Annotated in this window: 9 protein-coding genes and 1 pseudogene; 7 read left to right on the top strand and 3 right to left on the bottom strand. The window is 49.0% G+C overall.

The features are described 5' to 3' along the window. The first annotated feature begins 161 nt into the window (after positions 1 to 161). The 4 genes from PsAD46_RS06665 (at position 162) to PsAD46_RS06650 (ending at position 3,345) form a co-directional block, all read left to right on the top strand. A complete protein-coding gene (locus PsAD46_RS06665) occupies positions 162 to 824 on the top strand; it encodes a DUF4386 family protein (protein ID WP_063306438.1) in 663 nt (220 codons plus the stop codon). A gap of 638 nt (positions 825 to 1,462) precedes the next feature. Beyond that, entirely contained in the window at positions 1,463 to 2,110 is a 648-nt protein-coding gene (locus PsAD46_RS06660) for a hypothetical protein (protein WP_063290757.1), read from the top strand. 3 nt (positions 2,111 to 2,113) lie between these two features. Continuing rightward, positions 2,114 to 3,118 (top strand): HNH endonuclease signature motif containing protein, encoded by a 1,005-nt coding sequence (locus tag PsAD46_RS06655; RefSeq protein ID WP_063290758.1) that lies wholly within the window; start codon positions 2,114 to 2,116, stop codon positions 3,116 to 3,118. 11 nt (positions 3,119 to 3,129) lie between these two features. Continuing rightward, a complete protein-coding gene (locus PsAD46_RS06650) occupies positions 3,130 to 3,345 on the top strand; it encodes a hypothetical protein (protein WP_063290759.1) in 216 nt (71 codons plus the stop codon). 27 nt (positions 3,346 to 3,372) lie between these two features. Here the strand turns inward: PsAD46_RS06650 and PsAD46_RS06645 are convergent, their stop codons facing one another. The 3 genes from PsAD46_RS06645 to PsAD46_RS06635 all read right to left on the bottom strand — a co-directional run bounded on the left by PsAD46_RS06645 (position 3,373) and on the right by PsAD46_RS06635 (position 6,730). After that, on the bottom strand, positions 3,373 to 4,794 hold the full coding sequence (locus PsAD46_RS06645) for a hypothetical protein (RefSeq protein ID WP_153040709.1): 1,422 nt from the start codon (positions 4,792 to 4,794) through the stop codon (positions 3,373 to 3,375). A gap of 329 nt (positions 4,795 to 5,123) precedes the next feature. Beyond that, on the bottom strand, positions 5,124 to 5,408 hold the full coding sequence (locus tag PsAD46_RS06640; RefSeq protein WP_063290761.1) for a ribbon-helix-helix protein, CopG family: 285 nt from the start codon (positions 5,406 to 5,408) through the stop codon (positions 5,124 to 5,126). A 44-nt stretch (positions 5,409 to 5,452) separates the two neighbouring features. Next, positions 5,453 to 6,730: an IS4 family transposase gene (locus PsAD46_RS06635; protein ID WP_063306436.1), complete on the bottom strand. Its 1,278-nt coding sequence runs from the start codon at positions 6,728 to 6,730 to the stop codon at positions 5,453 to 5,455. A gap of 378 nt (positions 6,731 to 7,108) precedes the next feature. Here PsAD46_RS06635 and PsAD46_RS06630 point away from each other — a divergent pair, with 378 nt between their 5' ends. From PsAD46_RS06630 to PsAD46_RS06620, 3 genes and pseudogenes are all read left to right on the top strand, one after another. Further along, positions 7,109 to 7,648 carry a hypothetical protein gene (locus PsAD46_RS06630; protein WP_063306435.1) on the top strand — a complete coding sequence of 180 codons (540 nt, stop codon included), beginning with the start codon at positions 7,109 to 7,111 and terminating at the stop codon, positions 7,646 to 7,648. Further along, positions 7,632 to 8,243 carry a hypothetical protein gene (locus PsAD46_RS06625; protein WP_063306434.1) on the top strand — a complete coding sequence of 204 codons (612 nt, stop codon included), beginning with the start codon at positions 7,632 to 7,634 and terminating at the stop codon, positions 8,241 to 8,243. Before PsAD46_RS06630 ends, PsAD46_RS06625 begins: the two co-directional genes overlap by 17 nt. Further along, a pseudogene (locus PsAD46_RS06620) lies at positions 8,236 to 12,791 on the top strand (hypothetical protein); the annotation flags it as partial. The gene PsAD46_RS06625 and the pseudogene PsAD46_RS06620, both read left to right, overlap by 8 nt.

The following is a 12,791-nucleotide window of genomic DNA, read 5'->3' as shown; positions in this document are numbered from 1 at the left end:
CTGCGAATACTATAGTTTTTTGCAAGTCTGGGTATACGCCTCTTGTTTAACGCAATTTGTAAGTTTACGCTGCGGCTTTCTGCACTTTACATTTCTTTGTTGCTCAGAGCATCCCATGTTCTGCCTGAGTTCAATTATGAATATTAAGAGGGAATCCTGCCATGAACCTTCAAAAAGCTGGAGGAATAGCCTCTCTTCTTGAAGCGGCCACATACATTATTGGCTTTGCTCTTTTAACCACTTTGCTCGCGGATGCCGGCTTTGGCGAAGACGGCAGTGATGCGAACCTGCTGGCATTCATCGTGTCCAATCAGAGCCTTATGTACCTCTGGAATTTCATCATCTACATCGTCAATGCAGTGTTTCTGGTGGTGTTGGTGATTGCGCTGCATGACCGGCTGAAAGCTGCAACGCCGGGGCTCTCTCAGGTTGCCGCTGCTTTCGGGTTGATCTGGGCGGGTCTGATTTTGGCCAGTGGCATGCTGGCCAACATTTCTCTGGCGGAAGTTTCAACCCTTTACGCACTGGACCATGACGAAGCACTGGTGATGTGGGCAACCCTGAGCAGCGTGCAGGAAGGTATTGGCGGGGGCAACGAGATCACCGGTGGCCTGTGGGTGTTGCTGCTGTGCTGGGCTGGCCTGCGTGGCTCCAGTCTTTCCAAGGGACTTGGCTGGCTTGGCATTATCATCGGTCTGGCAGGGATTGCCACAGTCATTCCAGGCATGAGCGATCTGGGCGGTATCATCTTCGGCCTTGGCTTCATTCTCTGGTTCATCTGGGCAGGTATCTACCTGCTCAGACACGGTGAAGCTTCTGGTTAAGCCGGTTGCAGAATGGTCTCAGCGATCAAAGCACCCTCAAGGAATTTGGGTAAGCTAAGGTCGTCAGGCAATGAAGAGGCATTATCTCAATTAAAACAGCATGTTACATGATGTAAAATCTTCTTGAGAACCGACACAGTTATATTTTGGGAAGGAGCGTGGCTGGTAACTGGAATGTGCATGCACAGAGAACAGCATTTAAGCCGGTGTTACTGACTGCTCATTACAGGCTTTAGAGAACGCATAAAATCGATGCTTAACTCTAGACTAGTCGAATAAATTTTCAGGAGAAAATGGCTGGGGTGGTAGGATTCTCAGCCGTCTCTCTGCACGTCTGTAAGCCATTGAAATTAATCGCGCTTCAACTTGGAAACAATTCATGTACTACACCTATGTGGGTACATTGTACAACACAAAAAATGAATTTCAGCAGCTAGAGCAAAAACAGAAACAGCTCGCAGGAGGTAGCCTGCTGGAGACCCAAATATCGAAAGCAGGCGGGCAGTATAGTTAGAAATGTATTGCTTCCTCTCCTTAAGATGTCATCACGCTCTTCGTTTTCTCTCCTCAGAATTCAAGGTTGACCTGAAATTAGATTTTTGGTTACGTAACTACATGCAAAAGTTATGGAGAGCCTTATGCCACCTATTAGTAATGCCGAAAAGCAAGCCCGATTCCGAAAAAAGGAAGATCTCAAGAAGCACGTAAACAGGCGCATTTCAGAAGCCCAACTTGCTATCTTTTCTCTTGGAGACAATGAAAAAACCAAGTTGAGCCAGCTTAAAAACCTAGAGAACTTGCCGTCAGGTTGGACAGATGAAGATCTCGTTCATGCCTATGAGCACATCGAGCGGATTTTCTTTGACCTCGTTGAACCAGACAATGCCCTTTCAGTCGATGTATTCGACGGACGCAATGAAATGGGCAAGTTTCCGAAAGGTTCAAACGCCAGAAAACGCAGGATTGAGTTGGAAGAGGCGACCAACGATACCCGCGCTCTGGCCTCACACTTAATTTCTGCTTTGGAGCTAGCAAAACTGGGGAGCAGTGAGAAAGCTGCAGCACTTGCTGAAGCTATGCGCCATGTTGCCCGCACTCTTGTTGACGATAAACCGCTGCATTTTTCTGATGCAAATCTTCTTTGTCTTGCAACACTACCTCCGCACTACAGACGTCCAGATTGGTTCAACGCTTCGTTCGCAAAGTGGATCTCATACCGTCTTGGCCGTGACGAAGCCAAGAATGATCTTGGCGAGAAGATAATCAGTTACAATTGGGAGATGTAAAGCATGCCGATTGATACAAACAAAGCTGATAATTCCGTTCTGCTAGATACGTTTGATCGAGTACTTGATGTTGAGTACAAGAATGAAAGATACAACGTAAGAGACAACGGTGCTGTCTTTCGGCACAACAAACTTCAAAACAGGGTTCGTCCTCTGGATAACAAATGGTCTTTCGGAAAACAGTCTGAAACGACCGGCTATGTCCTCCTAGCCGGGGTACCCGTTCACCGCATTGTCTGCTGTGCTTTTCACGGAGCACCTCCTACTAAAAACCATGTGGTCGATCACATCGATACCAATAGAGCCAATAATCGACCCGAAAACTTGCGCTGGGTAACTCGCCTTGAGAACGTCTTACTTAACCCAATATCGGCCAGACGAATTGAACTTGCTTACGGTTCTATAGAAGCATTCATTGCTGATCCTTCTTGCTTCAAAGGCGGCACCCAGTTCCAAGATATAGGTTGGATGAGGACTGTTTCTAAAGAAGAGGCTCTACTCACCAAGGAACGCTTCCAAAACTGGGCCAAGAGCGGGTCTGTTCCTAAAGGTGGAGCTTTAGACGAATGGCTTTTTGCGCATCAAAGCTCTGAGATTTCAGAAGCTCTAGAGCAAGCACAACAAGAATTCGAGTCTCTCACACCGTCTGTAGTGCAAGTGAACTGGAAAACACCAACGGCATTCTTATGTTGCCCCAGCAACGTCACAGAGGACGCGATAAAGAAATATGAAGAGCAGCTGACGAATGGCGAAGTGTTTTGTGAGAACCAATACGGTCAGTCACGTGTGGTTGAATATGCCACGACCGCTGATGCCGAACTTGTGGTTCTCACGCGATCAGAGGAAGCAGTTAAAAAATGGGCCGTGACACACATCTCTGTATCCGATGGCTTTTTCTACCACAGATCCGAAGGAACATTTTTCGAATACATTGGTGCTGCAAAACATTTAGCTGAGCTTTGCAATTTGGAACACGAGTACGGTGAGTGCATTGATGACTATTGCTGACGGAGACAAAGATGCCCAAATATTCAGTCTACGAGAAATCGACAAATCAAGTTGAAGAAATCCAGATAGAAAGGAAAAAGCAAATACCCGGGGGCACTCGCATTGAGGGGCTGTACCCTATTGATATGACGGAAGCAGAGCTTGCTGAAACTGTTAAGGGCACATTCGGTGGTCGAATGGAGGAATTCGAGTTTGGGCGTTTTGTCTATGTCGCCTATCGAGACTAAACCTTCTGGATTCTGTAATGCATATAGCTATGAGAAAGAAGGAGCCACCTCATCCAAGGCAATTGTGCGCTCTACTTCTAACTGCATTTGCCGCGTCTTTTCGTTTTCCAATCGTTCTCTTCCTTTTCGCAGCAAAAAGTCGGGCCCAGCGTGGGCTTGTGAGAGATCACTCTCTAAGCATCGTAGGGCCGCTCTGAGGACCGGAATCCTTTCTTGCGCTAAGCACTTACGGCGATTGAACTCCTGCCGCTCATTACTCACTTGCAAGTCAAAGTCTTGCTCCAAGTTACAGAGTTCAAGCGCTGCTTTTTGTAGGGAACTCTTAACACTACTTCTTTCTACAATACGCTTCTGGAGGTTCATTTCGAGTATTTCTCGCTTCCTTTCCAGTTCTTCGTGCTTACTGGTGAAAATCCACCACCATCGCGGTGTCGGCAACTGTTGTATTTCAGCTTTAACCTGTTCAACTTTCTCATCTATAACGCCAACTTGAGCCTCAAGCGTTAACTGCTCATCGTTGGCTTGTAGCAATTCTTGCGGGTATACAGGAGAGACGTAATTCATCTTAGAAATCAGTGTCTCTTCCCCTCCCAAACGGCACAGATGTTGAGAAACACGCTGGTAGGCACTGAGAGCAATAGTATTAGCTTCTACATGTAGGGCTGTAAGCTCCTCCTCAAGCATCACTAAAGCGCCTGCGATATGGTTCGTAGCTGAGGGGTCTAGCTTGATCTGAGCTGCTTGAGTTCGGTGTGAACCAGTTCCAGCTCTGCTCTGACCATTTGCATTCCTTCCACTAGCTTTAGCTGGGTCTTGACGAACTCTGCCATCACTCGGTTCGCTTCTTGGTTGATAGCTTGGCTCTGTTCTGGTTGCATCTGCTGTGCAGCTAGTGCGCCTCGCAGCGCTCTCATTCCGTTGAAGACCATTTCTGGGGTCAACTGTTGGTTCTGGCTCATTTTCACGTTCCATAAATTCGCGGATAGCGGAGATACGCTGACCTAAAAGCCGAGAAAGAGAACCTACTAGCTCCCCTGCTTCTGTCTCTACTATCCAAGTGTTTTTCTTAGCACCCAGCGCTACCTTCAAGCCTACGCTCGCAAGTGCCTGCTGAAGTTGATCGGTGTTGGTACACTCTTCCCAGATTGATTTCAGGCGTGCACGGACCTGTGGCAGATCAATTCCTTTGCGCTTCTTTTCTTGATGCTGCTGGGTGCTAAAGGCCTCAAGGTCTGTGGTTTGCTGGCTTTTGGTCAAAGTCTTGAGCTTATTTGCAACATCGTTCAGGCCGCGCTCTGCAAGTCCTTTGATTACAGCTTTCAGATGTTTGCCGGGTACAACCTCATGACCGAATTCAACTTCTGCCCAGCGTGCCAGAAGTTCGTGCTGCACGTAGTCCCATGAAGTTGGGAGGATTTTACCGGATACAGGATCAACTTCAGAGACCAAGACATGCCAATGCTCATCGAAAGCACTTGTGACAGCTCTTGGCTTCCCGTGTTTAACGACAACGGCAGCAGATGGTGAGAAACAAAACTCCCTTGCAAGCTGGTGCAAGAGCCAATGGAACTGGTTTTCTGAGGTTTCTTCACGCGGCGCAATTACCCAATGCCGAACGCAGTATTGAGAGGCCACTTGCTTTGCATCGCAGTGCATATCTAGAACATCATCACGAGAGCCTTGGAGGAAAGAGACTTCTTCGTTCTCCTCCCCGTGCCAAAGGTGATGAATAAGCCCCCTCACACCACGCTTCGTTGAGACGCGCTGGGCTTTGATGATCATGGGAAGTTCGCGAGGACTTGTTGAACGACTTGTCGGGTAGCGGCAATGTCTTGCGGGGTGAGTTCATCGCCTTTGGCAAGCATTGCATTCATGCTGCGGCGGAGTTCAACCACGTTTGCGCGAAAATCACTGCCATAGTCCTTTTGCGCCGCTACACTTTTGATCGCACGCCTGAGGATGTGTGAGGCAGATTTGCCACGCCTTTCCGCGGCTCGCTGCAGCAGCTCTTTTTCGTGAGAGGTAACACGAAACTTGATTGTCTTATCCTGCACCAATTCCATTCTCCGACCCTTTGGGGGTGAACGGGGGCACAGCCCCATAGGCGCTAACTTAAGAGGTTATATTTTGGAATTCGTTGAACTTTTCTCTTTCTTGGCGGCTCGCACATAGCGCGCCAGAAGCTTCTTGCTTTTCCGGTAATCCCACTCGTATCCCATATCCCCTGTATGGCGGAGAGCAGAGCCTGGAGCAGCAACTTGTTTATTCGCCATAAAGACGGTGTGCGCTCCTGCCGGTTTTGGTCAGGAGGCACGTGTGACAGGCATTCCTCACTTTGACGCTCAATCAGCAAGGCAAGGATCAGATGAGATAATAACCAGCTTCTTGCCAGGGCGGGGTCTTTTGCTGGTAGTCTGTCTATATGAATGAGACTTTTCAGTCGTTTAAAGGCGAGTTCGATCTGCCAGCGTATCCGGTAGAGCTCGGCAATGCTGTTGGCGTCAAACTCCTCAGCTGGCAATGAAGTAAGCAACAGCATGTATTCCGCGGCAACGAGTGAGGCCGGATTGAGTTTGCTGCCCTTTTTGCTGGCCGTGCGCCGAAGGCGTTTTCTTTCCTGCTCGGTGGCTTGCGGTGGTTTGCGCAGGATGATCAGGCGAGCGGGAACATCTGTTTCTTTTGTGCTACCCTTGATGTCAACCGGATAACCCACCGGTCTGTCATAGTCAGCTTCCGGCAACATGGCAAACAGATCAAATTGGGTGTCATTCATATGACGCAGCCGAACTTTGCGCCAACCGGTGCGGACAATAAAGTCGCTGCCATCTTCTAATATGCGATGCAATCCTTTGGCCTGGGCATATCCACGGTCAGCTATGTGAATGTCTCCCGGCAAGGCAGGCCCGCGGGTCAGGCTCTCAGCACCATGAACATCAGTGATCTCCAAATGTGTAAAGCAGCCGGCAGCAGGGTCATAGCTGGCGTGTATCCGCCAGTCTGTTCCTTTGCTTGCCGGACCGGCAATACATGTTCCGTCAACAAGCCGCAGACGGTGCCCATTTGGGAAGCTCTGCCCTCCGGCCTCTGACAACAGCTCGGCAACGATCACCCCGAGCCACTCATGAGCTCCTTTCAGTCGCTTCAGAACGGCAACATCCGATAACTCCCCCAGCCCACTCATGGAAGCCCACGCGGAGGTGCTGCGCAGCGACATGCCACACGGACCATAAGCCAGCGCCAGACGCAGCAGGTCTGTACTATCTGATACCTGCCGCCGGCGGCGCAGGGCACCACATTTGAATGCTGTTTGGTTCAGGTCGAGGTGAGAGGGCAGCGAGGACAGAACGTCCTCCCATTTTCCGCAGGGAAGAGAGGGATTAAGCATCCCTTTGATGAATCACACAATGATTCCAGTTGTCTATCTAAAGAATGAAAGCATCCACCAAAACTGAGGGTTTGTGCTGTAGTGGACAGCTTGTAGCGGAAACAGTCGTATTTGCTGCTCAAAATAAGTTATGAAAACGTCATGTTGATTAGCTTTCAGGTGCCTCTCAAAGGAGATTATAAAGCTGATGGGGTCAATAACTGAAATCACTTCATGCAGTCCATGATCAAGCCTTTATGAGAACCGCAAAGCATAAGGTTTGTAGATGAGTTATTTGTTGCTAAGGCAAGGCGTGGTTGAACAGTTTTCGGTTTTGGGTTTTGTCGCTCTCATATATGTTCTTTGCAAATCAAAATAAGATGCGGGGACAAGAGCAAAATGGATGCGGATGCTGAGGCAGTAGAACGGGATGGAAAAGGGTCAGAGCGATCAAGAAGTAGCTCGGCTTACACCTTTCGGTTGGTGGGAAGTAAGCAGGATATTCCTGCTGTTATAGAGTTAGCGCGGCAGGCGCATGAAGAAAGTCGGCTTGGCTACATTCCGTTTTCAGAAAAGAAAACGCAGAAGATTGCTGAGAATGCGATCAAAGATCCTACAAGACATGCAGTGATGTTAGCGCTAAAGGCAGAGCAACCGGTTGGCCTGCTCTACTGCAGTGTTGGTGAGTATCACATCGGTGAGGGAGTACTCCTTGCCACCATTCACAACATCAATGTGCTTAAAACTGTGCGATCCTCACTTAGCGGTGGGCGTGCCGCGCTCGGCCTTTTGCGCGGAGCAACACAGTGGGCAAAGGCCCGGCACGCACGTGAGCTCTTGCTGCATGCCACGTCAGATTTGGAGCTGTCCAGGTTGCACAAACTTACTAAAAAAGCAGGCTTCAAGTTCATAGGAGGAAGCTATGCGAGATCCATCTAAGAAACATCGGATCAAAAAAAATAAAACCATGCATGTGATTGATGTTGCGCAAAGGCTTCAGCGCTTCTTCGCCAAGTTTTGCAGAGCTGGTTTACTGGCAGGCTTGTTCACCTTCAGTAGTCTCACTCAAGCAGAAGAAATCAGAGCATTTTGGGATATCGAAGATCCAGAGTTAGAAAATTATGTCGACTCCCTGATTTACCTTCGTGACGTGCTTACTCTAGATGGTACTGAAGCGGACAATAGTGGAATTAATTTCATATTTCTATCTGGAAGTAACTACGTCAACGAGAGAGGCCTAAACACAAAATTAATCGCGGACGTTCTTAAAATACCTGATCCGCAACCTTTTAATGAATATTTAGACACCAAAGATCGTTGCTTGATCTTGGAAGTAAACATTTCTGATGCCGAGGATGCAATTCTAGCGGTTAATGGTACAGAAAAGACCATTCAACCAGCAGATTATAAATGCGCTGCGCTTGCTTTGCTAAAGTTCGAAGGGATTGCTCCACTCAGTTCAGATACCTCTACAATTAAAGAAATTACAAAAAAAATCGTTGAGCATTATTTAGAGGCAAGTGCAAATGAATGACGTTTTACGCAGGGCTAACAACTCATACGACCCAACTTTTTCTAGCTTTAGTCCAACTACGGTAAACTACTCTGCGTACGAGAAAGTTCTCGAAGTGGGCATAGTCGAGACGAGTAAGGTCAGTGTAAGTAATAACTACTCCTTCAGAGGTAAAATCGCCAATGTCACTGTCGGGCAGGTGATTGAGACTAAGATCCCGACTGAGGGAGAAAAAAAAGTAACAATAAAAGGAGAGTTGGGGGTTGGTTTTGCAAACCGGGGAGTGGGCGTTGCTGTCTCACCCGGTAATGCCGAGTTAACTGCAAAATTTGGTAGAATAGATACTTCACTCGACATCAACGGCACTTTAGGTGCAGCAGTAACGACAGATATTTCAGCTCGGAAAAGTGGCGGTTTCTATGCAGATTTAGATCTACCAGCGTCTGCTCGAAATGTAGGTACATTCGGACAAAATTCTTTTACTGCAATGGTAGCTACTTTACACGATAACCTTTTTGGCCTGTTTGAAGTTGACCGTGTCATCAATCAAGCCATCAAAGATGGCGCAATCGCCGACTTAACTGAGTCTAGATGCTTTGTCTCGGGTACAGCTGTCACTCTCTCAGATGGTTCCACCACTTCGATTGAAGCACTTACCACTTCACATTCAGTCTCCAGTTTTGATGACAGCGTTAATGCCGGTCGCGGTTCCTTGCAGGCTGGCAAAATCGTCAAACTCTACCAAAACGCCACTCAGGAGTTGTTGCGCCTTTCATTTGACGATGAACGTGAACCTCTGATTGTGACACCAGGTCATGCGTTCCTTGATGAAACAGGCTCTTTTACCAAGATTGGTGAACTAGTAGAAGCTGGCAATGGCACTGCTCGGGTAGTTGATCAAACCGGTGAGATAATTGAAGTCACTGCTGAACTTCTCCGCTTTGATGATAAGACCGCTGATCTGTTTGAGCGCAGTTCCAATCGCTCCGTTTTTGTTGATGGAAAATGCGTTTTAAACGAAGACGTACCAGAAGGTTGGAAAACCTATAACTTCGAAGTTGAAGGCCTGCATACCTATATTGCAGGCGGGGTTCGCGTTCACAACGACTCTGGTGTTTTGGGTCAGGTTGGCAACACTATTGATGACGTGTTCTTCGACAAACTTGGTACTCTTGGTGATGGCATCGGCGATATTGTCACCAGCCCGTTCCACGTTGCAGGTGAGATCCTGGATGGCGCTGCCCGTGCTGTTGGCGCTATTGGGACCGGGATCAGCAAAGGAATAAGTCGTTTCAGCGAAGGTTATATCTTTGGTGGTATTGCTGAGATTGGCAAAGGGATCGGTAACGCCTTCAGTGAGATTGGGCGTACAGCCGTTGAGACCGTGCGTGAAATCGGCAGCTCATTTGCTGAAGGCATTAGTAAGGTTGGTAAGGGGATCAGCGACTTTGTCGGCGATATCTTTGGCGACAATGATTCCAACGACGGCAAGGACAGCGACAGTGGCAAACCAGTCATCCTGGACCTAGATGGTGATGGTATTGAAGTGAATGCCAGTGCTGATGTAGATTTTGACATGGACGCCGATGGCTTCCTTGAGAAAACGGCCTGGGCTGCGGCGGACGACGGCTTTCTTGTTATGGACCTGAATGCCGATGGCACGCGCGGTGAAGGAGACGGCAAGATCGACCAGACCAAGGAGTTGGTTCTGAGTAAGTGGCTTGATTGGGATGGTGCAACCGACCTTCAGGCCCTGGCAACTTTTGATGAATGGGAAAGCCGCGGCGGAAATAACGACGGTGTACTCGATGCTCAAGATGAAGTCTGGAGCGAGTTGCATGTCTGGCAGGATCTCAATCAGAATGGTATCACTGATGAGGGTGAGCTCAAATCTCTTGAGCAGCTTGGCATCACACAGATCAATCTCAAATATGATGACGGCACCGACTATGCTGACCTGAGCAATGATGTCACTATCTATGACAATACGATCCTGGGCCGCGCATCTTACACCCGCAATGGTGAAGTGATCGAAGGTGGTGTTGGAGACATGTCCTTGTCCTACACGGCTGAAGGCTGGCGCCGTGTTGAAACGGATACGGGCTTCCGTATCGAGTTTGAGAACAACGAAAACTACGAGTACCGGGTCTTGGATGGCACCGGGTCAACCGACGTCAATTTAGCAGCTGCAGCTTTGGGTGGGGCGACCGGAGATGCACGTAACAACCTCTTGGACGCCAGCGGTTATGATACCGCCGTACAGCTTACGGGCGGAGACGGGAACGATACGCTAACAGGCGGCAATCAGGATGACCTGCTCTCTGGTGATAAGGGTGCAGACCAGCTCCGTGGTGGAGATGGAGATGACCTGCTCTTCTTTGATGAGCACGATAGTGTCGTACTTGGTGGCGATGGACATGACAATGCCAACTATGTTGGCGATGCAGCGCTGACCTTTGATCTGAAATCCCACCAGATTGAGGAGCTTCATGCTGGCAAGGGCAATGACACGATTACAGCAACCGGTGCATCTGTCTCTGTTGCTGTCTTTGGTTATGAAGGGAATGATAACATCAGTGGCGGCTCGGGTGGAGATATTCTCTCTGGTGGTCAAGGCAATGACATTTTGCGTGGTCATGACGGTGAGGACTTCCTTCAAGGCGAGGAAGGAGCCGACAAGCTTTATGGTGGTAATGATGAAGACGAGCTGCACGGCTCGGCTGGCAATGATGAGCTGCACGGAGAAGCTGATAATGATCGCCTCAGTGGTGGTTCTGGCACCGATACACTCTTTGGAGGGGCCGGTGATGATACCTACTTCTTCAATCGGGGAGACGGGAACGACACTGTGGAGGACACTTCCGGTACAGCCGATGCAATATCGTTCGGCTTAGATATCGATCTTGAAGACCTCAGCCTTGTCAAAGACGGTAATGATCTGGTGATCTATGTGCTGCCGCAGGACAGTCATGCGACCCCACTGGCTGATGTCACTGATACCATTCGCATTAGGAACTGGAGAGACACAAACAAGGCTGTAGAGGCTTTGACCTTTGCCTCTGGAGTGACGTTCTCGCTGACAGACCTGAAAGGTAGCTTGCTACAGGCAACAGGTACTCAGACAGTCACAGGCTCTTCCCTGCGCGACTGGATTGAAGGTCATGCTGGAAATGACACCTTGCGCGGTGGCAATGGCAATGACGTTCTGCAGGGCCGCGATGGCAATGACACGCTGGAAGGTGGAGATGGCATTGATATTCTCTCTGGTGGTCAAGGCAACGACACACTCAAGGGTGGTGACAGCACGGATGTTCTGACCGGAGGCCAGGGTTCAGACCGACTAGAGGGCGGCTCTGACAATGACGTTTACACCTACCAGCGCGGCGACGGCAAAGACACCATCTCTGACAGCTCCGGTGACATGGACATGCTGTTCCTGTCGGACCTGATACTGGATGAGGTGACACTGCGCCGCGAGGGCAACGACATGGTTGTCTATGTGCTCGATAAAGACAATCCCGACACGCCGTTGGCTGACTTGGAAGGCTCTATCCGTATCCAGAACTGGAACTCATCCTCCAAACGCGTTGATGCGCTCAGGTTTGCAGATGGGTTTGAGCTAAATATGAGCTCATATGCGGGTGTTGAAGCGAGAATAGCTGCAGTAAATGTTACTCGCACGATATATAACGGGGCACCAAAGCACCTTCCAAGTCATCAGTTTGAAGATTGGATCGATGATCAGAGTGCGTCTTCAGTCACACAGGTCACATCCTTAAGGAGCGGTCTGCCTGCTTACGATATTCATCATTTTAAGGGAAAGCTTTATCTGGAAGCTGGGAGAACTTACAAGTTCCGCGAAGATGTGGATGATGGCATGTTGTTTAAAATTGGAGACACCATCGTCCTGTCTGATAACAGTTATGAATATCACACCAATGGCACATTCACCGCGCCGAACTCTGGGTATTTCGACTTTGATTTCTATGCTTATAACGATGGCGGCCCCGGGGATTACCGTTTGCAAGCTGCTGAAGCGAATGGGCTAAACTATGTTGATATCGAAGTATTTAACTTTGGTGGGTTACCAGAAGCGCCTCTTGTTCTAGGTTCTGATGCTGCGGATATTATTGATGATACGCCGGGCAATCACTGGCTCCTTGGTGGAACTGGGAATGACCTGCTCCTTGGCCGTGATGGGGACGATATCCTGGATGGTGGCGAAGGCAATGACACTTATGTGTTCGAGCGCGGTTTTGGTAAAGATACACTCATAGAAACCTCCGGCACCGACACCATCCGCTTTGCAGACGGCATCACACTCTCAAATCTAAAGATAATTGTCGCCGATGGTGACTTAAAGTTTTATCTGATTGATCCGGGCAAGCCAGATCAGCCGTTAGGTGAGATTAGCGACGTTCTGACCATAAAGAACTGGAGTGCTGATGCGCATATCGAGCGCTATGAGTTTGCTGATGGTGTCCGGCTCAGCAGCATTGAGTTTGATGTTGATGGTTATGATATCTACCACGGTACAGCAGGTGATGATGTTGTCACTGGCGTGCGCGC

Source organism: Pseudovibrio sp. Ad46, from assembly GCF_001623065.1.
GTDB lineage: Bacteria > Pseudomonadota > Alphaproteobacteria > Rhizobiales > Stappiaceae > Pseudovibrio.
This window is presented reverse-complemented; position numbering and strand designations above follow the sequence as displayed.